Annotated in this window: 31 protein-coding genes; all 31 read left to right on the top strand. The window is 30.2% G+C overall.

Translation table 11 applies throughout. The features are described 5' to 3' along the window. Positions 1 to 21 precede the first annotated feature (21 nt). Positions 22 to 525 (top strand): hypothetical protein, encoded by a 504-nt coding sequence (locus ABHC41_RS08640; protein ID WP_271893029.1) that lies wholly within the window; start codon positions 22 to 24, stop codon positions 523 to 525. 282 nt (positions 526 to 807) lie between these two features. Further along, positions 808 to 954, top strand: coding sequence for a hypothetical protein (locus ABHC41_RS08635; RefSeq protein WP_271893027.1), 147 nt, complete (start codon positions 808 to 810; stop codon positions 952 to 954). A gap of 51 nt (positions 955 to 1,005) precedes the next feature. After that, positions 1,006 to 2,049 carry a hypothetical protein gene (locus ABHC41_RS08630; RefSeq protein WP_271893026.1) on the top strand — a complete coding sequence of 348 codons (1,044 nt, stop codon included), beginning with the start codon at positions 1,006 to 1,008 and terminating at the stop codon, positions 2,047 to 2,049. Between the two features lie 139 nt (positions 2,050 to 2,188). After that, a complete protein-coding gene (locus tag ABHC41_RS08625) occupies positions 2,189 to 2,947 on the top strand; it encodes a hypothetical protein (RefSeq protein WP_271893025.1) in 759 nt (252 codons plus the stop codon). 55 nt (positions 2,948 to 3,002) lie between these two features. Then, positions 3,003 to 3,446 (top strand): terminase small subunit, encoded by a 444-nt coding sequence (locus ABHC41_RS08620; RefSeq protein WP_271893024.1) that lies wholly within the window; start codon positions 3,003 to 3,005, stop codon positions 3,444 to 3,446. Next, on the top strand, positions 3,439 to 4,701 hold the full coding sequence (locus tag ABHC41_RS08615; protein WP_271893022.1) for a PBSX family phage terminase large subunit: 1,263 nt from the start codon (positions 3,439 to 3,441) through the stop codon (positions 4,699 to 4,701). The genes ABHC41_RS08620 and ABHC41_RS08615 overlap by 8 nt, the downstream gene beginning before the upstream one ends. 11 nt (positions 4,702 to 4,712) lie before the next feature. Continuing rightward, positions 4,713 to 6,164 carry a phage portal protein gene (locus ABHC41_RS08610; RefSeq protein ID WP_271893020.1) on the top strand — a complete coding sequence of 484 codons (1,452 nt, stop codon included), beginning with the start codon at positions 4,713 to 4,715 and terminating at the stop codon, positions 6,162 to 6,164. After that, positions 6,157 to 6,408: a hypothetical protein gene (locus ABHC41_RS08605; RefSeq protein WP_271893018.1), complete on the top strand. Its 252-nt coding sequence runs from the start codon at positions 6,157 to 6,159 to the stop codon at positions 6,406 to 6,408. The genes ABHC41_RS08610 and ABHC41_RS08605 overlap by 8 nt, the downstream gene beginning before the upstream one ends. After that, positions 6,408 to 7,343: a phage minor head protein gene (locus tag ABHC41_RS08600; RefSeq protein ID WP_271893016.1), complete on the top strand. Its 936-nt coding sequence runs from the start codon at positions 6,408 to 6,410 to the stop codon at positions 7,341 to 7,343. The genes ABHC41_RS08605 and ABHC41_RS08600 overlap by 1 nt, the downstream gene beginning before the upstream one ends. Positions 7,344 to 7,384: 41 nt before the next feature. Next, positions 7,385 to 7,951 (top strand): phage scaffolding protein, encoded by a 567-nt coding sequence (locus ABHC41_RS08595; RefSeq protein ID WP_271893014.1) that lies wholly within the window; start codon positions 7,385 to 7,387, stop codon positions 7,949 to 7,951. 20 nt (positions 7,952 to 7,971) lie between these two features. Continuing rightward, positions 7,972 to 8,895 carry a phage major capsid protein gene (locus tag ABHC41_RS08590; RefSeq protein WP_271893012.1) on the top strand — a complete coding sequence of 308 codons (924 nt, stop codon included), beginning with the start codon at positions 7,972 to 7,974 and terminating at the stop codon, positions 8,893 to 8,895. 132 nt (positions 8,896 to 9,027) lie between these two features. After that, entirely contained in the window at positions 9,028 to 9,276 is a 249-nt protein-coding gene (locus tag ABHC41_RS08585; RefSeq protein ID WP_271893010.1) for a hypothetical protein, read from the top strand. Further along, a complete protein-coding gene (locus ABHC41_RS08580) occupies positions 9,273 to 9,629 on the top strand; it encodes a hypothetical protein (RefSeq protein ID WP_271893008.1) in 357 nt (118 codons plus the stop codon). Before ABHC41_RS08585 ends, ABHC41_RS08580 begins: the two co-directional genes overlap by 4 nt. After that, positions 9,629 to 9,970 carry a hypothetical protein gene (locus ABHC41_RS08575; protein ID WP_271893006.1) on the top strand — a complete coding sequence of 114 codons (342 nt, stop codon included), beginning with the start codon at positions 9,629 to 9,631 and terminating at the stop codon, positions 9,968 to 9,970. The genes ABHC41_RS08580 and ABHC41_RS08575 overlap by 1 nt, the downstream gene beginning before the upstream one ends. Positions 9,971 to 9,979: 9 nt before the next feature. Continuing rightward, positions 9,980 to 10,336, top strand: a complete 357-nt coding sequence (locus ABHC41_RS08570) for a hypothetical protein (RefSeq protein ID WP_271893004.1) — start codon at positions 9,980 to 9,982, stop codon at positions 10,334 to 10,336. After that, positions 10,329 to 10,952 (top strand): hypothetical protein, encoded by a 624-nt coding sequence (locus ABHC41_RS08565; RefSeq protein ID WP_271893002.1) that lies wholly within the window; start codon positions 10,329 to 10,331, stop codon positions 10,950 to 10,952. Before ABHC41_RS08570 ends, ABHC41_RS08565 begins: the two co-directional genes overlap by 8 nt. A gap of 55 nt (positions 10,953 to 11,007) precedes the next feature. Next, positions 11,008 to 11,454, top strand: coding sequence for a hypothetical protein (locus ABHC41_RS08560; RefSeq protein WP_271893000.1), 447 nt, complete (start codon positions 11,008 to 11,010; stop codon positions 11,452 to 11,454). Further along, positions 11,405 to 11,647, top strand: coding sequence for a hypothetical protein (locus tag ABHC41_RS08555; protein WP_271899767.1), 243 nt, complete (start codon positions 11,405 to 11,407; stop codon positions 11,645 to 11,647). Before ABHC41_RS08560 ends, ABHC41_RS08555 begins: the two co-directional genes overlap by 50 nt. Continuing rightward, a complete protein-coding gene (locus ABHC41_RS08550; RefSeq protein WP_271892996.1) occupies positions 11,644 to 12,033 on the top strand; it encodes a phage tail tape measure protein in 390 nt (129 codons plus the stop codon). The genes ABHC41_RS08555 and ABHC41_RS08550 overlap by 4 nt, the downstream gene beginning before the upstream one ends. Positions 12,034 to 12,157: 124 nt before the next feature. Continuing rightward, positions 12,158 to 12,853: an HNH endonuclease signature motif containing protein gene (locus tag ABHC41_RS08545; RefSeq protein WP_271892994.1), complete on the top strand. Its 696-nt coding sequence runs from the start codon at positions 12,158 to 12,160 to the stop codon at positions 12,851 to 12,853. 212 nt (positions 12,854 to 13,065) lie between these two features. Beyond that, on the top strand, positions 13,066 to 15,951 hold the full coding sequence (locus ABHC41_RS08540) for a phage tail tape measure protein (RefSeq protein WP_271892991.1): 2,886 nt from the start codon (positions 13,066 to 13,068) through the stop codon (positions 15,949 to 15,951). Between the two features lie 12 nt (positions 15,952 to 15,963). Then, the gene (locus ABHC41_RS08535) at positions 15,964 to 16,848 is read left to right on the top strand and encodes a phage tail domain-containing protein (RefSeq protein ID WP_271892989.1); all 885 of its coding nucleotides are present in this window, start codon (positions 15,964 to 15,966) and stop codon (positions 16,846 to 16,848) included. Positions 16,849 to 16,851: 3 nt separating this feature from the next. Beyond that, positions 16,852 to 17,961 (top strand): siphovirus ReqiPepy6 Gp37-like family protein, encoded by a 1,110-nt coding sequence (locus ABHC41_RS08530; RefSeq protein WP_271892987.1) that lies wholly within the window; start codon positions 16,852 to 16,854, stop codon positions 17,959 to 17,961. A 4-nt stretch (positions 17,962 to 17,965) separates the two neighbouring features. Continuing rightward, positions 17,966 to 18,805 carry a hypothetical protein gene (locus ABHC41_RS08525; RefSeq protein ID WP_271892985.1) on the top strand — a complete coding sequence of 280 codons (840 nt, stop codon included), beginning with the start codon at positions 17,966 to 17,968 and terminating at the stop codon, positions 18,803 to 18,805. A gap of 17 nt (positions 18,806 to 18,822) precedes the next feature. Continuing rightward, positions 18,823 to 19,473: a hypothetical protein gene (locus ABHC41_RS08520; RefSeq protein ID WP_271892983.1), complete on the top strand. Its 651-nt coding sequence runs from the start codon at positions 18,823 to 18,825 to the stop codon at positions 19,471 to 19,473. 11 nt (positions 19,474 to 19,484) lie between these two features. After that, positions 19,485 to 20,558: a hypothetical protein gene (locus ABHC41_RS08515; RefSeq protein ID WP_271892981.1), complete on the top strand. Its 1,074-nt coding sequence runs from the start codon at positions 19,485 to 19,487 to the stop codon at positions 20,556 to 20,558. A 5-nt stretch (positions 20,559 to 20,563) separates the two neighbouring features. Beyond that, positions 20,564 to 20,905, top strand: a complete 342-nt coding sequence (locus ABHC41_RS08510; RefSeq protein ID WP_271892979.1) for a hypothetical protein — start codon at positions 20,564 to 20,566, stop codon at positions 20,903 to 20,905. Continuing rightward, the gene (locus ABHC41_RS08505; protein ID WP_271892978.1) at positions 20,905 to 21,042 is read left to right on the top strand and encodes an XkdX family protein; all 138 of its coding nucleotides are present in this window, start codon (positions 20,905 to 20,907) and stop codon (positions 21,040 to 21,042) included. Before ABHC41_RS08510 ends, ABHC41_RS08505 begins: the two co-directional genes overlap by 1 nt. A gap of 36 nt (positions 21,043 to 21,078) precedes the next feature. After that, positions 21,079 to 21,366, top strand: a complete 288-nt coding sequence (locus ABHC41_RS08500; RefSeq protein WP_271892977.1) for a hypothetical protein — start codon at positions 21,079 to 21,081, stop codon at positions 21,364 to 21,366. Positions 21,367 to 21,368: 2 nt separating this feature from the next. Continuing rightward, the gene (locus tag ABHC41_RS08495) at positions 21,369 to 22,157 is read left to right on the top strand and encodes an N-acetylmuramoyl-L-alanine amidase (RefSeq protein WP_271892976.1); all 789 of its coding nucleotides are present in this window, start codon (positions 21,369 to 21,371) and stop codon (positions 22,155 to 22,157) included. A gap of 87 nt (positions 22,158 to 22,244) precedes the next feature. After that, positions 22,245 to 22,994: a hypothetical protein gene (locus ABHC41_RS08490; RefSeq protein ID WP_271892975.1), complete on the top strand. Its 750-nt coding sequence runs from the start codon at positions 22,245 to 22,247 to the stop codon at positions 22,992 to 22,994. Positions 22,995 to 23,086 lie beyond the last annotated feature (92 nt).

The raw sequence follows: 23,086 nt of genomic DNA, 5'->3' as shown, positions 1-23,086 counted from the left end.
TTATAAGGGGGTCGATATATTATGAAGAATGAAAATTTAGAAAAGAGTTGTTTTAAGTTTACTGAAAAACTTTTATATAATTATAAAGAGATGGAAAGTCATATAGAGAATTTAGAAGGGCTAAAGAAAGAAATAAAAGCTGAGGATACTATAGCTACAAGAGCAATAACATATGATGATATAAAAGTATCTCCTACATATAAAATAACAAATGCAGTAAGAGATGGGGTAATAGATCCAGTTAAAGTAGTTCAAGAAATAGACATAAATATATATCATGAAAAGAGCTTAAAGAGAAAATTAGACAAAGCTATCAATAACCTTAATCCTATAAGAAAACAAATAATAGAAAAGCGATATGGGGAAGAGATGGGATGGACTGAAATGGCACTAGAATTATATCACGATGAAAAAACATTAAGAAAATATAAAAATCAAGCTGTAAAAAGTATAGCAGTAGAGTTATTTGGGAGTAAAGTATTTAAAGAGGAAGAACCAAACTTATTTGATATGTTAGCTATATGATTTCCCTTTTTTATACCGACATTAATATTAAATATATGAGAAAATAGTATTGTGGTAAAATAATAAATCCTCACATATTCCCTAAACATACCAGGTGGACATCCCCACCACCTGGCAATATGCAAGTAGTAGTATATCAGGTGCAACTCCTGGAACTTGCTAAATACGGACTTAAAGAAAAAAGAGAAATGAGATAAAAGGGGTAGGGTAATGCTCCTCTATCTAATTAAAGAAGGACTAGATTAATTTCTAGTCTTTTTTGTGTCTAAAAGGGTGGGATTAATGGCTAAGGTTTGGAGAGATGCGAATGAAGTAATTAAGATGGTGCATGAATTACCTAGCAATAAATTGAGAGAAATAGACAAAGAAATGGTAAGCATACCTAAATTTAATAAATGTAAGAAAAAAGAAGGAAAAACCTCGAATTAAGTAGAAATATTGCTTATATTGAATTATAAAAATATTTTGGAGGTATGGTTTTTGAAGCAAAAAGAATTAGATTTATTTTATAGCGAAATTAGGGAAATTAGAGATATAGAAATAATAAAAAAAGAAGTTTTAAGAAGATATAAAGGATCTTCTAACCTAGAAATAGTAGATGAGGTTAGTAGATTAAAAATAAAAAGCTTAAAATTTGAACATGAAGGTGTACTATATGCAATTCCAGCAAAGAATTCAGATAAATTACTAAATGATATAAGAAAAAATAATATAAATACATTAGGTTATAAAATGTTAAAAAAGTCCAATGTACCTTTGATTCCATATAGATCAAGGAGTCATATATTTAACATTATTAATGATAAAAATTATTTACATGAATATAAAAAAATGTACACAATGGAATATATGTTAGGTCAATATTACACTGTATATAAAGATATAAAAGAATTTAATAAATTTAATGAATTAATCTTAGAAGCGATAGAATGTTTTATTTTGGGAAAATATGCAGCTTCAATAACATTGATGATAAGTATAATTGAGGGAATATCTAGAAAATACTGCGATAATGAAGGGGTAAGTTATAATAAAAAAGGTTCTCAAAGCTCGTTTAAAGCTCTTATAAAATCAAGACGAGATTTTTATATAGAGAATATACTACTATATGATTTTAACAGTAATAGAAATTATATGATTCCAACAGAATTTAAGTTCTATAAAGATACGAATAGAATAAATAAGTTATTACTATATAATAATGAGATGTTAGATTTATTAGATAGTTTCTATAAATTTGGAGTAGAGTATTTTTATAAAAGTGACTCTGATAATGATTTAAATAGACATTCTATACTTCATGGTATAAATATAAAATATTGTACTGAGCTAAATTTTTATAGGATTTTTTCATGTTTAGAATGCTTAAGTTTAGCTATAACACTAGAGCCATTAGGTAATATTTATGGAGTAGAGTCAAAATTTCATGAAGACTTTTATCATAAATTAGATAATTTATATTGCTTAGATCTTACAAAAAATATTATTAAAAATAAAAGCAATAAAAATATTAATAAATTTTAGAACTCAATAAGGTTCTTTTTTATTTTACAAAACAAACAAATGAGGTGGTGATATGGAAAGTGTAAAAGAAAATATAAAAAAAGAGGAAAACCTCGAATTAAGTAGAATTATATACTTGAAAGAGAGGGGGATTATATTTATGGAAAGGCCTAATTTAGAGCAACTTAATGAAAAACTATTAGGAAGAGATTATTTTGCCGATATCGATCCTAATAATAAATGTTGGAAACTTGATGTATTCTATAAAAGAATGTACGATATATACTACATATTCGCTCAAGCTAATATATATCTTTCAAGAGCTGCAGATCGTAATCTAAATATAGAAGATTGGAGTCTTGATGATGATAGCATTAAAAACACTGTTAGAATTTACGAAAGGGGAAATTATTTAAAGAGTTGTATATTAGCATTTAATTCTATAGAAGATTATATAAATCAAATACTTCCCTTTACATTAAATTTAACTTTGATTAAAAGAGGGAAACATGGTATTAGCTATATTAACTGCGCTGAAATAAAAAGTAATGATGAGTATATTGAAAAGAGTGGACAGATTAATTCTAAACTAGTGAGACATGCGATAAATGATTCAAATTTATTAGAATGTATCAATAATTATAAAAAAGATTTAAAGGAAATACGTGATTATGCAAATAAAATAAAACATAAACATGATATTAGATTTAAAGAATTTCCAAATCCAGAGTATATAGGCTATACTAAGAGAAAACCAGGAACAAACATAATAACTGATTCTTCTGAATGGACAATGATTCAAAGTGAAGGTATTGAAGATATAATAGATAAGTGTTATGCAGTTCACCCTAAAATAAAAAATTATGTTGAAAAAATTTACAATCATATTTCAGAAAAGTATGGTTTAGAAAAAATATAAAAAATTAAAGAACTATAGCAATAGTTTTTTATATAAAAAAATAGGAGGTGGCGTTGTGAAGCTGACACCAAAACAAAAGGCGTTTGCAGACTTTTATATAGAGTTAGGCAACGCCACAGAATCTGCTATCAAAGCAGGATATAGTAAAAAAACAGCTAAAGAGGTAGGATATGAAAACCTCACAAAACCTCATATTAAAAATTACGTAGAAGAAAGAATGAAACAAATAGAAAGTGATAGAATAGCTAAGGCCGAAGAAGTCTTAGCTTTTTTAAGTGCCTCTTTAAGAGGTGAAGTATTAGAGGAGGTTGTATCAACTGAAAGTATAGAAGGTATGGTTAAACCAGTAATACTTAAAAAGCAACTAAGTGCTAAAGATAGAATTAAAGCTGCAGAGTTATTAGGTAAAAGATATGCTTTATTTACTGAAAAAGTAGACCTAGAGGGTAATGTTGGAGTTACTATAATTGACGATATAGGAACGTTAGAAGATGCATAAGAAAATATCAGAGATTATAAATAAAAATTTCTATGAGTTTTGGAGGGTAATTAACTCTAATAAATATTTATTTCATGTTTTAAAAGGTGGAAGAGCTTCTGCTAAGTCTACTCATATAGCAATATGGTTAGTATTAGCGCTTATGAAATACCCTGTAACATGCTTGTGTATACGTAAAGTAGGTAATACATTAGCTGAATCAGTCTTTGAACAACTAAAAGAAGCTATAGAAATATTAAACGTAAGTCATGTATGGAAGGTTCAGAAATCTCCATTACAACTTGTATATATACCAAGAGGTAATAAATTTATATTTAGGGGAGCAGATGATCCAGCTAAGATAAAATCAATTAAGATGTCAAAATTCCCTATAGCTTTTGTATGGTTTGAAGAATTAGCAGAGTTTAAGACAGAAGATGAAGTGTCAACGATAGTTAATTCGGTGTTAAGAGCAGAGCTTCCTCCAGGATTGAGTTATAAGGTTATATATAGTTATAACCCACCTAAGAGAAAGCAATCTTGGGTAAATAAAAAGTTTGAAACACAATTTATACCTGATAATACATATGTATGTCATAGTACTTACTTAGATAATCCTCATATATCTAAAGCTTTTATAGAAGAAGCTAATGAGGTCAAAAAGAAAAATGAATTTAAGTATAGATGGGAATACTTAGGTGAACCAATAGGTTCTGGAGTAGTTCCTTTTTCTAATTTAGTATTTAGAACAATAACAGATGAAGAAGTAGCTTCTTTTGATAACATAAAGCAAGGTAATGACTTTGGTTATGCAACAGACCCTATGGCATTTGTAAGGATTCATTATGATAAAAAGAAAAGAATTATATATTTCTTAGATGAAATATATGGAGTTAAGATGTCTATAAGAGAATTAGCGGATAAGATTAAAATTAAAGGCTATAATGATACTCATGTTACTTGTGATAATGCTGAACCACGTAGTATTGCAGAACTTAGAGAACATGGGATAAAAGCATTGAAAGCTAAAAAGGGGCCTGGCTCTATTGAATTTGGAGAAAACTGGCTTGATGATTTAGAAGCTATCGTCATAGATAATAAAAGAACTCCTAATGTAGCTAAAGAGTTTGAGAATATAGATTATCAAACTGATAAAGATGGAAATATTAGACCTAAATTAGAGGATAAAGATAACCATACTATAGATGCTACTAGATATGCTCTAGAAATGGATATGAAAACACATGGAAGAGAAAGAACTTATAACAGTAGATAGGAGGTGTAAATGTGAATAATATAATAAATGCTGAACTTGGTGGACTATATGGTAGTGAAGTCATAAAAGAAATGAATGAAATAATCAAACTTTATGAAGTATATGATGGTCCAGGACAAAATTGGATAATTGATGAACAAGACTATATTCCAACTAAAAAGAAAACTAATTATATTAAGAAGTTAATCAAAGAAGAAGCTAGGTTTCTATTTGGTAAATCACCTACCTTTACTGTTCAAGTTGAAGAAGATAGTTTGCAAGATCAAGCAGAAGAAATTAATAAATACATCAAAAACCTTCTTAAGACAAATCTATTCGAAGATAAACTTATAAAAGGTGCTAGGGATTGCTTTATAGGAAAAAGAATAGCTATAAAACTTCATGCAGATACAATAACTAAAACTATAAGAGTTATGTTTGTACCTAGTTTAGAGTTTGTATATGAGCCTTTTGATGATAGAGCAGATGAACTTAAAAAGATAATATTTTTCCATCAACTTAATGCAGCTAAGTTAAAACAAGAACAAAGAATATGGAAACAAAAGTATGAGATGGTTGAGTACAAGGATAAGCAAGGTAAAATAGTATCATCAAAATGTATATTGAATGAAGGTATCTATGATGGTTATGGAAATGTAGTTGATATACTAGCAGAAGATGTTGATTTAAAACTATCTGGGATACCTGCATATGTAATATTAAATGATGGACTTAGTGGTGATCTAAAAGGTGAAAGCGATGTTGAAGAAATACTTGATAATGGTATGGCTTACAATAAACTAGCTAGTGAAGATATAGATACACTTAGAAAAGGTATGAATAGAACGATATATGGCATAGACGTAGATAGTGAAGCTAGTAAACATTTTAAATTAAAACCTGGAGCTTATTGGGATGTTGCTACAGATCCTACTGCTGCAGAAGGTAAACAAGCTCAAGTAGGTACTGTAGAAACTGACTTTAATTACAATGAACGTATGGAAAATACACTCAATAGAATTAAATCAGATATGCATGAGGTTTTAAACATACCTATGATTAATAACCAGGACCTAAAAGGTATGATGACATCTGGTAAATCAATGAAAGCTTTATACTGGCAACTTATTACTAGGTGCGAGGAAAAAATGAAAGCTTGGGGTCCTGCTCTTGAATGGATGATAAAAGCTATACTTGAAATAGCAGAAGTTTATAAAATAACTACATTACCTAAGCTAGAAAAATTTGATGTAGTTGTAGAAAATCAATATCCATTACAAGAAGATGAAGATAATGAAAAGACATTGGATATGCAGCAAGTTAATTCTCAAGTTATGAGTAGAAAGTCATATATGAAAAAGTGGGCTAATGCTACTGATGAAATAGCTGATGAAGAATTAAAGCAGATACAACTAGAAAAACAATTATTAGAAGATAGTTATAGCCAATTTGAAACTAATTTGGAGGATGAAATAGATGAATAAGTACAGAAAGAAACATGTAGTAATAGAAGCATGTCAGTTTGATGGAACAGACGAAAGTGTAGAATGGTTATTACCTCAATTAAAAAGTGGGGAAATAGGTAGGAGTTGCAATAAGCTTCACATATCAACTTTAGAGGGTGTTATGCAAGCAAATATAGGTGACTACGTAATAAAGGGTGTTAATGGAGAATTTTATCCATGCAAGCCAGATATATTTGAAAAGACTTATGAAAAAGTTAAATAATGGCTAGCAAAGATTATCTTAGATTATGCGAGGAAGCTCAAAGAAAGAAACTTAAATTAGCTAAGAAGCAGGAGCAACAGATAAAGCAAATATACAATGATATGTATAAGAATTTATCTAAGAAACTTAAGAAAGTCAATTCAGGAACATTAACAGAAAGATACTTGCAAGAACTACAAAAGGAACTAGCTAAAGAGATTAAGAGTATTCATAATAAAGTTGAAAAGATTGTTAAAAAGAATATATATACATCAATAAACCTAGCTAATAATGTACAGCTAGATTTTTTTATGCAAATAAATGAACAACATAGCTTGAACATGAAAGATACTTTTTCGAGTATGTTTTCTAAGATACCTAAAGCTGCTATGGATGAAATATTATATGGAACTGCATATAAAGACCGTAAAGGCTTATCTGAAAGGATATGGCAATATACTAAGAAGTTTGATAAAGACATAGATTATATCATTTCAGAAGGTATAGCAAATAAGAAAAGTACTTACGAAATAGCTAAAGACTTAGAAAAGTATGTTAATCCTAATGCAGCTAAAGATTGGGATTGGAAGAGAGTATACCCTAACAGTAGTAAGAAAGTAGATTATAATGCTCAAAGATTAGCTAGAACTGCTGTTAATCATGCTTTCCAACAAGCACAGAAAAGAAGTTGCGAAAAAAATCCTTATGTTGAAGGTATCAGATGGGTAAGTGCTGGTATTCATGGGCGTACTTGTCAATTATGCAAGGATAGAGATGGACAACTATTTAAAATTAAAGATGTACCACTAGATCATCCAAACGGGTTATGTACTACTATTCCAGATATACCTATGTCATTAGAAGAAATAGGAACAGAGCTTAGAGCCTGGATAGATGGAGCAAGTAATTTAAAACTTGATAAATGGTTTGATGAATATGGAGAGGACTTCTTGTAAGTTCTTTTTTATTGCAATGATATTAGAAATAGGAGGTAACTATGGATTTAAAAGAATTATTAGGTGAGGATTTATACTCACAAGTAACAGAAAAACTCGGTGATAAAAAGATAATGGTTGACGATGGTAATCTTATACCTAAGTCTAAGTTTGACCAGGTTAATGATGATAAGAAAGCATATAAAGGCCAAGTCGAGAAACTTAAAACAGACTTAGAAGATGTAAGAAAGAAAGCTGGTGAAGTAGAAGGTCTTAATACTGTAATAACGGAACTTAAGGAGACTTTAGAAAAAAAAGACAAAGAAATAGCAGATAGAGAATTTAATTATAGTTTAGATAGTGCTTTAAAAGATGCTAAATGTAAGAATACAAAGGCTCTGAAAGCTTTACTTGATATGGATAGTATAAAATATCAAGACGGCAAATTGGATGGTTTAGAAAATCAATTAAATAGCTTAAAAGAAAGTGATAGTTACTTATTCGATATAGAAATGCCAGGCAATACTGGTGGAGTTGGAAATTTTGGAAGAAATAACAATAATCCAACTTGTGGAGATAGTCAAAGTTCATTTATGGAAGCTATAAGAAATAACTCATTAAGAAAATAATAAAAAGGATGGTGCTAAATATGGCAGATAGCAATTACTTAAAAGATAATTTAAAAGGTTTTGTACCTACAGAAGTTGCAGCAGGAATAATGGATGAAATAGCTAGAGGTTCATCTGTATTACAATTATCAGATGTTAAACCTATGAAATCTGATACTATGAAGTTTCAAGTGTGGGCAGACAAACCTGGAGCTTATTGGGTAGGTGAAGGTGAAAGAATAAATACTTCTAAAGCTTCTTGGATATTCCCAGAAATGGTAGCTAAAAAGATAGCTGTAATAATACCAGTTACTAGAGAAAAATTAAATGATACTACAATAGATGTATTTGGAGAGTTAAAGCCGCAGATAGCAGAAGCTTTTTATACTACTTTTGATAAGGCTTGCCTATTTGGAACTAATTCGCCTTTTGAAAAGAATATATTTAAGTCAGCTACAGATGCAAACAATATAGTTACGAGAGATACTCAATCATTAGATTTAGATATATCTGATTTAATGGGAGAAATAGAAGAAAAGAATTTAGATGTTAACGGATTTGCTGGACATTATGGATTAAAGAAAGAATTAAGAAGCTTAAGAGACTCTAATGGAAATCAATTAGCAGTTATGGGAATGAAAGAAAATTCTTTATATGAAAATCCTTTAACTTTTGTTAGAAATGGTGCTTTTGATAATACTAAAGCAGAATTAATAGCGGCAGATTGGTCTAAATCTATAGTAGGTATAAGAGAAGGTATAGAGTTTGAAATATTAAAGGAAGCTACTTTACAATCTGTTACTATGGGGGATGGAAAGCCATTATCATTAGCTGAAAATGATATGATAGCTATAAAAGCTACTATGAGAATTGCTTACTTGCCTATAAAAGATGAAGCATTTGCTATCTTGAAGCCTAAAGCTGCTGTTATGGAAGTTGAAGAAAATGAATTAGTTACACCCTAATAATTCTCTAGACATAGATCTAGAGAATTTAAATGTAAAAGAATTAAAGTCTTTAGCTAAAGAAAAAGGCATAGAAGGATATTCTGATATGAAAAAATCAGAATTAATACAAATATTAAAGTAGGTGCTATTATGGGAGAAATTCAAGAACTTAAAATTAGATTGAGGGAGGAGAGTTCTCCCTTTTTTACTGATGAAGACTTAGCTTATTATTTAAAACAAAATAATAATGACTTAGATAAAACTACTTATGAATGTCTATTACTAAAATCCGAAGATGATAGTATAGCATTGCCAGGCGGATTGCAATTAGCGAATAACAGTAAATACTGGCTTAGACTAGCAAAACAATATAAACCTAATGGGAGCAGAGTTCTATGATAGCAAATAAAATAAAGCCTAAAGTTAAGAAGGTAATAGATAAATTTCCAACTTATGTTGATATTTATAGAGATATTAAAAATGAGTTTGGAGAGCCTGGGGGAAAAGACCTTATATGCAGTGTAAAAGGCTTTTACCATGAAGGGAACAATATGATAAGTGCTATTACTACTGACAAAGGAGAAGTCAAAAGAAGTAAGCAAAAGTTCTTAATGGTTATTTATGATGAAGAAACTATTAAGATAGAAGAAAATGATTATTTCTTACTTGATAGTGTTAAGTATAAAATTAAAGATAAAGGAAATCAAAATAGATTAAATATTTACTTTGATATGCTCCTGGAGGAATGTTAATGAGTTTTAAATTTAATGCTAGCGGACTTATGAAAGGTCTAGCTGAAAGAGAAGTTAAAACTAAAGCAGCAGTTGGTCTATATGCAGATACTACAGCTAAGAAAATGGAAGCACATGCAAAGAGTAATTATAAGTGGACACCTAGAAGTGGCCAAGCTCACCAAACTCTTAATGGTACTTGGAAATGGCATGGTAGTGTAGCTAGAGTAGAGTTAAGTCATGGTGCTAGTTATGGTGTATACCTTGAATTTTGTAATGAGAAACGATATGCAATAGTTAAGCCAACTATAGATTTAATAAGTCCTCAAGCTATTAGAGGTTTAGCGAATATATTAAAATAAGGTGATATTATGTTTGCAAAATTGTACACATATTTGAAAGAAAAAGGATTTGATGTATATTCTATTGGTCAACACCAAGGAACATGCTCAAGTCCTTATTTAGTTATAAAAGAAAATGGAGAAAGTGATATAGCTGGAACATCTTACATTAATGATGTAGTTGAAATATTAGTTTACTATCCTATTGGTAGTTATAGCTTAATGGGCAGTTATACAGATAAGCTAAAAAAAGAAATGAGAGGGTTTAAAGCACTACGTCGTGTTTTAGCACCTATGCCAACTATTATTGATGATGCTAAAAAAGCATATATGACTTCTTATACTTATAGAAAAATAAAAATGAAAGAAGGTAGATTAAATGGCTAATGAATTTACGCAATTACCATTAACGGATGTTGTACTAGTACAATTGGTAACTAAAGAACAACCTCCAAAGACTTTATCGTTTCAAACTTCAGATGAAATAAAGACAGAAGAAGTTATCAAAGAAGGTGAAGCAAAAGAACTAATAATAAAAAATCAGTTGATAGCTAAAAAGGAAGTTCCAGATCTAATGTTAGGATATGATTTAACATTTAAAGATAATGTTATGTCACCAGAAGTTATGCAAGTGGCACAAGGTGGAACAATAGAATATGATCCAGAAACAAGAAAGTTCAAAAAGTACGAACCTTCAGCAATAGGTACAAAACCTAATTTAACTGCTTTTGATACTATAGTATATTCTGAAATAGTTGGAGATGATGGAGCAACAGGCGAATATGCTAAATTTACATTCCCTAACTGTAAAGGTGGAAATGTACCTGTAAACCTAAAGGATGGAGAATATTATTCTAATGAATATAAGGTTAAATCTAGACCAGCTATAGGTCAAAAACCATATACCTTAGAAATAGTTGATGTATTACCAAGTGGAGTAAGAGCATTTGGTTATGATTTTTATGAGGAAGTTGAGCCATTAAAAACAGAAAAAAAGAAGTAGATCATAAGGGTAGAGATTAGATTCTCTATCATTTTTATTTTAAGGAGGAATTAATATGCAAGTAACAAGTTTAGAAGAATTAAAACAGATAGCCAAAAAAGCAAACGGTGAAGTTATAGAAATACCTGGATTTGATGATATGTCTGTATTAAATGTAAAGGTAAAAAGAGTATCATTAACTGATTTAGTACAATGTGATGTATTGCCTAATATTCTTTTATTAGAGGTTCAAAAGATACTTGATAAGAAACAAAAAGGTCATGAAATGAAAGGTAAGGAGTATGAAAGGGCTGTTAAAAATTTAGAGCAATTTACAGAAATAGTTTACAAACAAGCTTTAATAGAGCCTAGTGTTGGTGATTTTGAATCAGTTGGTTTAGAGTTAAATAAAGTTCAGAAATCAATGATTGCAGAGTATGCAATAGGAGATACAAGTAGATTAGAACGATTTCGTGCGTTCAGAGAGAGTCTTAAGAATAATAGCACAAGCAAAGAATTATAATAAACTCCCTAGTGAAATTCTAGGAATTACAAATACATATACAGCTTTTTGTTTTAACGAAGCATGCTTGCATATTCAATTAGCTCTAGAAGATAAAGATGCCAAAGTTATATTTGATGAAAAAAGACTTAAAAAAGATGGAACAAGAAGAACTTTCCTAGACATGGCTCTAGAGAAAGGAGGAAATCTATGAATATAAATGCAGGCACTGCAATGGGGTATTTGGACTTAGATATAAAAGGATTTCAAAATGGAATAAAAACAGCTACCCAACAGTTAGATATATTTAATAATAACACTGCTACTAGTGGTCAAAAAATGGAAGCACTAGGTGGAGTTATGAAAAATGCAGGAGCTAATCTTACTAAGTTCGTTTCAGTACCTTTACTTGGAGTAGGAGCTTTATCTATAAAGACTGCTGGAGATTTTCAAGCTGGAATGAGTAAAGTACAAGCTATAAGTGGTGCAACTAGTGAAGATATGAAGAAACTTGAAAATATGGCTAAAGATATGGGGGCTACTACAAAGTTTAGTGCAAGAGATGCAGCAGATGCTTTAAGTTATATGGGTATGGCTTAAAATAACGGGTCAGCTAGTGAGAAATTGCTAGCAAAAAATATTCGGTGAAAATGGGAACTCTAAGTTTGCAATTACTTCGCATTATGTTATTATTTTAAATAACATAAAATGGCGGGGTGGAAAAATGAAAAAGTGTTCTAAATGTGGTGAATATAAAAAATTTGAATTATTTCATAGAGACAAGAACAGTAAAGATGGATATAAAACATGGTGTAAGGATTGTAGAAAAAAAGAAACAAAAGAATACAGAGAAAAACATAGAGAAAAAGTGCTTGAAGCTAAAAGGAAATGGTACAAGAAAACTAAAACAGAAATTGAAATTAGAAATAAAAGAGCACTAGAATTAATAGAAAAAAAATGTACCAGTTGTGAAGAAATAAAAGAGATTAAACAATTTAGACAAAGAGCTAATGGTGGATACTACTCTGTATGTAAACAATGTGAAAATAAAAAGAATAAAGAGTATAGAAAAAACAATCCTGATAAAATAAATGAGTTAAAAGTTATTTCAGAGAATAGAAGAAGGTATCAAAAGAGTAAGCTTGATAAGAGTTTAACCTCTAAAGAATGGAATGAATGTAAAAAGTTCTTTAATAATGAATGTGCTTACTGTGGAAGAAAAATGAATAACTTAACTCAAGACCATTTTATACCTCTTAGTAAAGATGGAGAATACTCTAAGAAAAATATAATTCCTTCTTGTAGGAGTTGTAATTCAAGGAAAAATAATAAAGATTTTTATGAATGGTACAAAGAAGATATTCACTACTCAAAAGAAAGATTAAATAAGATAGAAGAGTACTTTGGAAGCTTGTCATAGCTTCTTTTTTATTGCAAATATGATAATCCATTACCAAGCTATCGAAAGCAAATAAAAGTAGATAGAAGGTCTAGAGACTAGGTGTTGAGTTATTGTAAACAATAATACACCCACGAGCGCCGAACACCCTAACGTAAAGTCGAGGGTGAAGAGATAGTCCGATACTTAGGGGAAACTTTAAGAGTATAGGATAAAGAGCCTATACATAACAAATGGGTTGGAAAACAGAGGATATGATGAACGGTCTTCCAGGCATACTTGATTTAGCAGCTGCAGGAGGAACAGATCTAGCTTTAACATCCGACATCGTAACCGATGGACTTACAGGATTAGGACTTACTGCAAAAGATACAGGTATGTTTGTTGATATAATGGCAGCTACTTGCGCAAACTCAAATACTAGTGTTGAGCTTATGGGAGAAACGTTAAAGTATGTTGGACCAGTTGCAGGAACCTTAGGTATAGAAATGGATGATTTATCTGTAGCTATAGGGCTTATGGGGAATGCTGGAATAAAGGGTGGACAAGCAGGAACAGCATTAAGAGCTGGACTCGCTAACTTAGTAAAACCCACTAAAGAAATGCAAGTTGCTATGAACAAGTATGGGGTAGAACTTGTTAAAAATTCTGATGGCTCAGTAGACCTTATGGGCACTATGGAGAATCTTAGAAGTACACTAGGAGGATTAGATCAAGCGACACAAGCACAAGCATTAGCAACTATATTTGGCAAAGAAGCGATGTCAGGTTGGGCAGCTATTGTAAATGCAAGTGAAGGTGATTTTGATAAACTTACAGAGGCTATAGCAAACTCAGAAGGTAAGGCCAAAGATATGGCAACTACTATGCAAGATAACCTAAAAGGAGCTATAGATAATTTAAAATCTGCTTTTGAAGGTGCTTGTATTGTTATCGGTGAAAGATTAATACCTATATTTCAAGGTGTAGTAGAGTGGTTAACAAATGCTCTTACATGGTTTAATAACTTAGATGAAGGAACTCAAACACTTATTATATCTATTGGTGGATTAGTTGCTGCTATTGGTCCGATGTTAATGATAGGAGGAACTCTCCTTACAATGTTACCAAATATGGTAACTGGATTTGGCATGGCTAAAACGGCCACATTAGCATTGACAGGAGCTATAACTGCTACACCGATAGCAATAGGAGCATTGGTTGCAGCTGCAGTTGGGTTGATAGCTGTTATAGGTGATAATGCAAATGCTCTAAACTTCTTACAAGAGAAATTTGGTGTATTTGGAACTATTTTAGGCGCTATATGTGAGTTTATAGCAGGAGTTGTTCAGTTGACATTTGGAAACATGATTATAATAATAACTACTGCAGCAGAAGCTATAGGAGCTATATTAACAGGTAAGTTTAGCAAAGTAGATGATATAGTCAAAGAAGGATGGGTCAAAGTTGAAAATAATACTGCAAAAGCTATGAGTAATATAGTAGCAGAAACGTCTAGTGCATTAGAAAAAATTAAAAATTCAACTGAACAAGATTTACAGGGAGTAGTTAATACTTTTGATTTAGCTATGCAAGAATTACCTAATCTTACAAGAGATAATGCTAGTCAAATAGCTAAAATATTTACAGAGAACATGCAAAATTTAGATGAACAATCTCTTACAATTTTAAGAGGTACATCTGATAGTATGGCCGTGTTATTCGAAGGAATAACTACAAAGATGGATAATGAGCAAGCTACTAAAAAGTTTACAGCTAACTTAGAAAGTATGGCTACTAGCGGTAAATTTAGCGCAGATACACTTCAACAAGATATAGATAAAGCTTTAAAATTAATAAATGAAAACATGCTAATTGAAGGTGAAGCATTTAAACAAACTGCTACAAATGTATTTAATCAATTTAAAACAATAGGTCAACAAGGCGCTAGTGAAATGGCTGATAACGTAGTAGCTGAATTACAAGGTATGGACCAGGAAACTTTTACACAATTAACTAGCATGGGTTCAACATGGAGTGGTATATTTAACGGTATAAGTTTAGATGGATCTATGAATACACAACAAATGAAAAATGCTATATTAAATAATCTTAATAGTATGGGTATTGATGGAGCTACACTTATAAATCAACTTAGAACAGAAAGTACAAATCATATGAATAATATGTCTAATGAAGCTGATAAAGCTACTAAAGATATGAGTTCTAAAGTTGATGCTAATACTAAAAGCGCAAAAGATAAAGCTTCAAAAAATACAAAAGATCTAGCTACTGATGTAGATAAGAACACAAAGGATGCAAAAGATAAGGCCAATACCAATACTAAAGGAATAGCAACTGATACGGATACAAATACGAAAAAAGCTGCTTCTAGTGCCAATAAGAATACTGCAGAAGGTGCTAAATCTGTAGAACAAAATATGTCTAAAATGTCAAAAGATGCTAAGACTAATACTTCTAAGATTGCAACTGATACAGATGCTGATTTTAAAAAAGCTAATAGAAGTATTCAACAAGAAGCTACTAATATGTATAACGGTGCAAAACAGTCATTTACTAAGCTTGCAGAAGTAGCAAAACAGTCTGGAACTGATATGTATAATGGTGTTAGAGTTTCTGCTGAAAAGATGTCTAGCAGTGCAAAAACAAGTGCTAGCAATATGTATAGGGGGGTTACGACTAGTACTAGATTAATGGCCAATAATGCAATATCTGATTGGAATAGAATTAGAAATGCTTATTCAGTGCCTATAACAGGGAAAATAAATATAACAAAGACTACAACAGAGGTTAAAGTACAAAAAGAAGCTCCTGCTTCACTAGGTAAAGGCATACTTAATAAAGAGGTTTACAAAAGAGCCATATTAGCAGATGAAAATTTAAATACAGCTTTTTATAGTGGGCAAGTAGCAAATGAAACTACTGTAAGTTCAATAAAGAAAGAAATAATATTGAAACTTAAGGATGATAGTAAGCCTAGAGAAAAAGAAACTAGAAATGAAGAAAAGAAAATAATTATAAATAATACGTACAATAGTCCTAAACCGACAAGTATAAAAGATTTAAAACGTCAAGATGAAATACAAATGAGACGTTTGGCGATGCAATTAGGATTTTAAGGAGGTGCTAACTTGATTAATAAAATAGTATATGAAAATGAAAGAGGTATATCTATTGAATTAAATCGTGATGGCCCTCTTTTTTTATTTTCCGCAAAAGGTTTTGATGGACTAGAAGCAGATGTAGTAAGCTCTAAAAGTGCTTATCAAGATGGAGTAAGTATATCTAAGACTATATTGAAAAGTAGAGTATTAACTCTTAATTGTTATCTAGAAGTTGATAATGAACAACAAAGAGATATATTAAAAAGAAAATTATATAATGCATTTAATCCTAAATTAAAAGGATATATGAAAATATATACAGATGCTAATAAACTAAGAGGAGCAAGTAATTTAAGAGTTATACAAGCTCCTATATTTGATGATGACTATGAATCTTTGAATGAACTTGTAGGTTTTCAAATTCAGTTATCTATGCCATTACCTTACTTCGAGGATATAAATGAAAATAGAGTAGATTTTGGGAATGATATAGGAAACTTCTTTTTTGATTTAGAAATAGAAGAAGAAGGAAAAGAATTATCTATAAAAAATAATTCTATAGTAACTAATATAGCTAATATGGGAGATGCGGAAACTCCTATAAAAGTTGTATTTAAAGCTAAGTCAGAGTTGAAAAATCCTAGTATATACAATGTTTACAATAAAGAATATATTAAGATTAATCGCACAATGCAAGAAGGTGAAGAGATAATAGTAACTACACATAAAGGTAATAAAAGAGTTGAGAGTTATCTAAATGGTATAACTAGCAATATATTTAATGATTTAGACTTAGGGAGTAGTTTTATATGGCTAGATGTAGGTGACAATGTTATAAGGTATGATGCAGAAACTATGATAGAACAGTTAGAAGTATATATATACTACACAAACTACTACTTGGGTGTTTAGCATATGGAGCTATATGTATTAGAATCAGACTTTACAGTGCTAGGAATAATAGATAATTATGATTGTTTAGTGTGGCAACGTAGTTACTATAAACCTGGTACTTTTTCTATGCAAATAATACCTAATTTTCACCAATTCCAACTTCTAAAAAAGGGAAATATACTTCTTAAAAATGATAATACAAAAGAAGCTATGTATATAGATCATAGAGAGTTAAAAGAAAACGAAGAGGGTATAGAAGTATTAGTAGTTAGTGGATATTCTTTAACTCAATGGATAGATAGGAGAATAACTTTATACAAAGAATTAGAAAAAGGAAATGCAGAAACAGTTATAAGAAACTATGTAAACAGGCACTGTATAAATCCATCAGAAGAACATAGGAAATTTAATAACTTAATTCAAGGAATTAATAATAATTTAGGTAAACAAGTAGACTATTCAAGTCACTATAAGCCATTACTTGAAGAATTAGAAGTGATAGCAACTATTAGTGAGTTAGGGTACAAGATAGATTTAGATTTACTTAACAAAAAATATATATTTGATGTTTATGAAGGATTAGATAGAACTATTAATCAACAAGTAAATTCAAAGGCTATATTTAGTACAGAATTTGAAAATGTATCTAATCAAAAATACATAGATAGTGATAATAACTATAGAAATATGGTACTAGTTGCAGGAGCTGGAGAAAATGAAAATAGAAAAACTTTATCTTTAGGATCTTCTAATAGCGGACTTAATAGATATGAGCTATTTGTTGATGCTAGAGATATATCTGATACTAAACAAGAAGATGATAATGAAGTTAGTATACCTTTATCGGAGTATAACAAACTTTTAGAAGCTAGGGGAAAAGAAAAACTTAGTGAATGCACTAGAATAGAAACTTTTGATTGTACATTAGACAATGCTAATAATCTTAAATATAGAGAAGACTTTGATTTAGGGGATAAAGTTAGCATTATAAATAAAAAATGGGGACTAGTATTACATGAAAGAATTGTAGGTATAGAAGAAACTTATGACACAGAGGGATTAAATATAGAAATAAAAATAGGTAATAATATACCAACTTTAATAGATAAAATAAAGCAAAGAATGAGGTGATAGTATGGCAGAAAAATCTAGTTTTTTTACCTCTTTAAATGGTGATAGAAAATATAAGAGCACTGATTTTGCAGAGTACTTTAGCACATTTATAGGCAATGGTGTTTTTCCTAATCCAAGTACTAATTTACAAGTAATAGCTAATGGAGATATGACAGTAACTTTACTACCTGGTCCAGCTTGGATAAATGGATATATGTATTATAATACAGACAATTTAACGCTAAAAGTAGAACATGCAGATAGTGCATTAAAAAGGATTGATAGAGTTGTATTAAGATGTGATTTTATAGAAAGAGAAATAAAGGCTTATATTAAAAAAGGTGTATTCTCTACCAAACCTGTGGCACCTAACTTAGAACGTGGAGTAAATGCTTATGAAATAAGTGTTTCTGATATACTAGTTGAAAATGGAATTGTATCTATACAACAAAGCAAGATAACTGACACAAGGCTAGATACAACTGTTTGTGGAATAGTAACACAGACGGTAGAAACTATTGATACAACAACATTATTTAATAAGCTAGAAACATATATAGATGAAGTGGGTCAAGATGTAAAAGGTTGGATGGATAAGGCTACATCACAGTGGGAATTAGATTTTAATACCTGGTTTAATACTATAAAAGGCATATTAGATGGAGATATAGCAGGAAACTTAGCTAATAGAATACTAGAGTTAGAAAATAAAAAAGTTGATATAGTTGTTACAGAAGATAAAAATATAGTTAGAAAAGATAAGACATTCTATTTTATAGTAACGGATGAACAAAGCACAGGCGGTTCTAATGTAAGTGGAGATATAAAAGTAAGTCCTAATATGGGTATAAAAATAGTTTAATTTAGGAGGGTTATATTATGGGATTAAAAAAAGTTAGAGTACAACTGTTGAATGAAGAAACAGGAGCAGTTATAGAGGAAGTTGATGTTGTTACTTCAGCAGATGCAGTTACATTCGCTGACGGAGAAACATTCCAACAAAAACTAAATGCTGGTAAGTTAACAGGGCCAAAAGGTGCAACAGGAGAAAGAGGTATTCAAGGAGCAACTGGTTCACAAGGTCCAGCAGGTCCACAAGGTCCAAAAGGGGATAAAGGTGATGCAGGTTCTCAAGGATCAAAAGGGAATACAGGTACATCAATGAGATTTAAAGGTGCTTGGAGTTCCTCTGTTGCATATGTTTGTGATTCTAATTATGTAGATATAGTAACAAGTGGTGGGAATACTTATAGATGCAAAACTTCTAATACAAATCAAGCAGTAACGAATACTACTTATTGGGAATTAATATCACAAAGAGGAAGTGACGGAGCAAAAGGTGCAACAGGAGAAAGGGGTCCAGCAGGTGTGCAAGGTACTAAAGGGGATACAGGTTTACAAGGTCCTAAGGGAGACAAAGGAGATAGAGGACCACAAGGCCCAGCAGGACAAGATGGTGCTGGTGTAAGTATTGGTACAAGTTTAGGTTCGGCTACTCAAGGTAAATTATTTTTTAAAATAATAGGATAGGAGGTGCTAATATGTCTATAAAAAAAGTTGAAATACAGGACCACGAGGGTAATGTATATCATCCACATACAGATGCAAAAGTTGTATTCACCAGTGATGGTAAAACAGTTGAAGAAAAACTTGAAAGTTTAAAGCAGAGTGCCAATAACGGGAAAAATATAGTTGCGAACGCTATTGGCTCACCGTTAGAAAATACGGACACATTCGCAACTATGGGAACTAAGATAGATGCACTTACACAAACTTTCCAAAATACACTAACTGAAAAAGGTATAGAAGTACTACCTAATGATAAAATGTCAAGTTTGATAGGTAAGGTTAATTCAATTGAAAAGTGTGATATTGTAAAGACAGAAGATACTAATTTTTTTGTATCTTTGAGGAGTACTTCAAGTAAACATATGTGCAAAACATCTTTTAATACTCTCGGATTGATTAACTTTGGGAAAGCTGATTTAGTTAATATTGGTGGGGGATTCGATGGTGTTAAGCCAAGGTTATTTTCTGTATCAAGTTCTATGACGTCACTATATGAAATAGATATTGATACTTTTGCTATTATAAATACAACAGATATATCCTCTATGAAATTCTGTTGCATCGGAGTAGGGTTTGATGGAGTAAAATCTAGGTATTTTATTGGATATGGTTCATCGAAAAGTGGATTATCTGAAATAGATATTGAAACATTAACTATAATTAAGAATTTTTCTCTAAATGGAATAACATTTATAAAATCAATTAATTTTATAAATGACGAAGATTCAAATAAGTTATATACCTATAATGATAATGGTAGATTTATAGAAGAATATAATGTTGAAACATATTCGTATTTAAAAGGTACTAGAATAAGTAATACAAATACTGCATTTGCTATTGGATCTAGAAATGGTAAGAAAAAAGCATTCGAGGTAGAAGGTAATGTAAATATATATGAAGTTGAACCACAAACTTATACTAAATTAGAGTGGATACCTTTAGGATTTAGAAATATTGATATGATATATATGACAAGCGCTAGTTCATACATAGATGCATTAAAATATAAAAATAATATATATATTAAGTTAGAAGGAGAATAATTATTATGAAATTATATACTAATAAAGAATTAGTTGATGTTTTTGATTTATCTAGTAAAGGATTACTTGATTGTGGGATTTCGAGAAATATAATTCAAGTAACAGTTAAAGGTGTAGTACATACATTTTTAGAAGTTGTTGATAAAGAAATTTTTGATAGTTCTAAGAAATGTGAATTAGAAGAATTAACTTTAGAACAGGCTAATGCTAAAATAACAGAATTGAAAGAAATAGAAAAGAGAGAGCAAGAAGAAGCATATAAACAAACTGATGCTTATAAAATATCCATTTTAGAACAAGGACTTGCAAATGCAGAATATAGCTTAATGATGGGAGGATTGTTATAATGCTAGATTTTAAAAAAATAAAATATTATTACGATAATAAATTATGGACTAAAGAAATGGTTAAAAATGCAGTCAAAGTGAATAAAATAACTGAAGAACAATATAAAGAAATAACAAATGAGGACTACACTGTATAGTTCTTTTTTTATACAGAAATTTAAAGGAGGTATCGTATGGAGCAAATGATAACTGAGTTTGCTGGACTTGGAATAGTTGGATTAATAGGTGGATACTTATTTACAACTTTTATGAAAGAGAGAGCCGAAGAACGTAAAGTAAACATGGAAAATCAAAAAGAAGATAGAGAATTATTTAGAAAGTCAGTCGAAACTTTTACAGAAACTTCAAAAACATATGCAGAAAGTATAACAAGTTTAACTATTAGAGTTGAAAATGTAGAAGATGGTATAACTAGAACAGAATCAAAAGTAGATAAAATATTAGAAAAGGTTGGTGTATAAATATGAAAATATGTATAACAGTAGGACATAGTATATTAAAAAATGGAAATTGTACAAGTGCTGGTGGATATGTACAAGAATACAAATACTGCAAAGAATTAGCACCATTAATAGCTAACTATCTTAAGCAAGAAAAGCATACAGTAGATGTTATTGTATGTCCAGAAAGACAATTTAGTAAAGCATATGAAGAAAAGACATATAAACTTAGCAAAGTTAATAAAAAGGGATATGACTTATTAGTAGAGTTGCATTTAAATGCTTTTAATGGTTCTGCTAAGGGAACAGAAGTGTTGTATTATTCAGATAGAGGTAAGACATATGCTCAAAGAGTTAATGATAAGTTAGATGATATATTTACTGATAGAGGGATAAAAAAGAGAACTGATTTATACATATTAAGAGATACAGATTGTCCTGCAATACTTGTAGAAGCTTTCTTCTGCGATAATAAAGAAGATTATCAAAAGGCAGATGAAGTTCATGAAAAGGACTTGATAGCTAAAAAAATAGCAGAGGGGATATTAAATCGATCTTTAACATCTACTACTCAACCTCAACAACATATTTTTAATAATGGTAGTTATAAAGGTAGAAGAGCTAGAGTTACAGCTAATGTATTAAAAGTTAGATGGGATAGAGGTACAAATCATAAAGTTATAGGAAAACTTAATAAAGGATATATAGTAAAATTAAATTATTGCTTAAATAGTTGGATGTCTATAGACGGTTTTAAAGGTAATAAAGGACTAGGGTATGTTAGTACTGATTATATAGAGTTAATACAATAATGTATGTAATGTCAGTTATGGTAGATTTTTGAGATTATTTGAAATATAATATTATTAAATAATAAATCTTATCAGGGGGCATGCATAATGGATGTAAAGAAAAAATTAAAGGAATATTATGGTGATATGGCTTTATTCTATATTAAGTTTACAAGAAAAAAGCAATGGGCAGAAGATATATTAGATGGAAAACTATTTATGAATAAAATAGACTACTATAGAAACTTGGAATTAAATAGTGGTATTAAAGGGCAAGGTGACATAGATGAATTAAAAGCCACATTAGAATTGGCTAAAGTAGAATTAATAAATGAAGAAGAAAATATAACAATACCTATAGATGCATCAAATTTAAAATTTGAACTCAGTGATGATAAAGATAAACCAGTTTTTTGTTTGACTGGTTTTACTATAGATGATCTTATAATTGATAGTTATGGAGAAAACTCAGTTGACTTAAAATTCCCATATAAAATAGAAGATATTGATGCTTTAAAAAGTGAATTTGGAGAGTACATGGTAATACTAGCACATTCAGAATTTGAATCCAAAATAAAAGATGCAGCGAATAGGGAAAATATAAATGGTCTATTTGGCAAAGTTAAGTATGTTCATAAAAATTCAATGGAGAGATTGAGGGCATATCAAAATAAAAGTGCTGATAGATTTTTCTATAAAGATTTAGAATTTAAGCATCAAAATGAATATAGAGTAGTATTAGATGAAAATATAGAGAACACGAAAATATTTGATATTGGACCTATAGAATTTAATATGGGAGTTAAAAAAATTGATGAACTATTTGATATAAAAATAACTATAAATGATATTAAATAAAATCATATTATTTTAACATAATTAATCAAAGCAAATGCATGTAATTTAAGAATGAATATCAGAGAAGATAGCTTAGTTGAATAGCTGCCTTT

Source organism: Romboutsia sp. 1001216sp1 (assembly GCF_039841805.1).
GTDB classification, from domain to species: Bacteria; Bacillota; Clostridia; order Peptostreptococcales; family Peptostreptococcaceae; genus Romboutsia_C; species Romboutsia_C hominis.
The sequence above is the reverse complement of the archived record's forward strand: the minus strand, read 5'-3'. Positions and strand labels throughout refer to the sequence as shown.

What these genes read in the sequence shown, in the direction of transcription:
- ABHC41_RS08640 (WP_271893029.1), top strand. Translation starts at nt 22, where the DNA reads ATGAAGAATGAAAATTTAGAAAAGAGTTGTTTTAAGTTTACTGAAAAA.
- ABHC41_RS08635 (WP_271893027.1), top strand. Translation starts at nt 808, where the DNA reads ATGGCTAAGGTTTGGAGAGATGCGAATGAAGTAATTAAGATGGTGCAT.
- ABHC41_RS08625 (WP_271893025.1), top strand. Translation starts at nt 2,189, where the DNA reads ATGGAAAGGCCTAATTTAGAGCAACTTAATGAAAAACTATTAGGAAGA.
- ABHC41_RS08615 (WP_271893022.1), top strand. Translation starts at nt 3,439, where the DNA reads ATGCATAAGAAAATATCAGAGATTATAAATAAAAATTTCTATGAGTTT.
- ABHC41_RS08605 (WP_271893018.1), top strand. Translation starts at nt 6,157, where the DNA reads ATGAATAAGTACAGAAAGAAACATGTAGTAATAGAAGCATGTCAGTTT.
- ABHC41_RS08600 (WP_271893016.1), top strand. Translation starts at nt 6,408, where the DNA reads ATGGCTAGCAAAGATTATCTTAGATTATGCGAGGAAGCTCAAAGAAAG.
- ABHC41_RS08595 (WP_271893014.1), top strand. Translation starts at nt 7,385, where the DNA reads ATGGATTTAAAAGAATTATTAGGTGAGGATTTATACTCACAAGTAACA.
- ABHC41_RS08590 (WP_271893012.1), top strand. Translation starts at nt 7,972, where the DNA reads ATGGCAGATAGCAATTACTTAAAAGATAATTTAAAAGGTTTTGTACCT.
- ABHC41_RS08585 (WP_271893010.1), top strand. Translation starts at nt 9,028, where the DNA reads ATGGGAGAAATTCAAGAACTTAAAATTAGATTGAGGGAGGAGAGTTCT.
- ABHC41_RS08580 (WP_271893008.1), top strand. Translation starts at nt 9,273, where the DNA reads ATGATAGCAAATAAAATAAAGCCTAAAGTTAAGAAGGTAATAGATAAA.
- ABHC41_RS08575 (WP_271893006.1), top strand. Translation starts at nt 9,629, where the DNA reads ATGAGTTTTAAATTTAATGCTAGCGGACTTATGAAAGGTCTAGCTGAA.
- ABHC41_RS08570 (WP_271893004.1), top strand. Translation starts at nt 9,980, where the DNA reads ATGTTTGCAAAATTGTACACATATTTGAAAGAAAAAGGATTTGATGTA.
- ABHC41_RS08565 (WP_271893002.1), top strand. Translation starts at nt 10,329, where the DNA reads ATGGCTAATGAATTTACGCAATTACCATTAACGGATGTTGTACTAGTA.
- ABHC41_RS08560 (WP_271893000.1), top strand. Translation starts at nt 11,008, where the DNA reads ATGCAAGTAACAAGTTTAGAAGAATTAAAACAGATAGCCAAAAAAGCA.
- ABHC41_RS08550 (WP_271892996.1), top strand. Translation starts at nt 11,644, where the DNA reads ATGAATATAAATGCAGGCACTGCAATGGGGTATTTGGACTTAGATATA.
- ABHC41_RS08545 (WP_271892994.1), top strand. Translation starts at nt 12,158, where the DNA reads ATGAAAAAGTGTTCTAAATGTGGTGAATATAAAAAATTTGAATTATTT.
- ABHC41_RS08540 (WP_271892991.1), top strand. Translation starts at nt 13,066, where the DNA reads ATGGGTTGGAAAACAGAGGATATGATGAACGGTCTTCCAGGCATACTT.
- ABHC41_RS08530 (WP_271892987.1), top strand. Translation starts at nt 16,852, where the DNA reads ATGGAGCTATATGTATTAGAATCAGACTTTACAGTGCTAGGAATAATA.
- ABHC41_RS08525 (WP_271892985.1), top strand. Translation starts at nt 17,966, where the DNA reads ATGGCAGAAAAATCTAGTTTTTTTACCTCTTTAAATGGTGATAGAAAA.
- ABHC41_RS08520 (WP_271892983.1), top strand. Translation starts at nt 18,823, where the DNA reads ATGGGATTAAAAAAAGTTAGAGTACAACTGTTGAATGAAGAAACAGGA.
- ABHC41_RS08515 (WP_271892981.1), top strand. Translation starts at nt 19,485, where the DNA reads ATGTCTATAAAAAAAGTTGAAATACAGGACCACGAGGGTAATGTATAT.
- ABHC41_RS08510 (WP_271892979.1), top strand. Translation starts at nt 20,564, where the DNA reads ATGAAATTATATACTAATAAAGAATTAGTTGATGTTTTTGATTTATCT.
- ABHC41_RS08505 (WP_271892978.1), top strand. Translation starts at nt 20,905, where the DNA reads ATGCTAGATTTTAAAAAAATAAAATATTATTACGATAATAAATTATGG.
- ABHC41_RS08500 (WP_271892977.1), top strand. Translation starts at nt 21,079, where the DNA reads ATGGAGCAAATGATAACTGAGTTTGCTGGACTTGGAATAGTTGGATTA.
- ABHC41_RS08495 (WP_271892976.1), top strand. Translation starts at nt 21,369, where the DNA reads ATGAAAATATGTATAACAGTAGGACATAGTATATTAAAAAATGGAAAT.
- ABHC41_RS08490 (WP_271892975.1), top strand. Translation starts at nt 22,245, where the DNA reads ATGGATGTAAAGAAAAAATTAAAGGAATATTATGGTGATATGGCTTTA.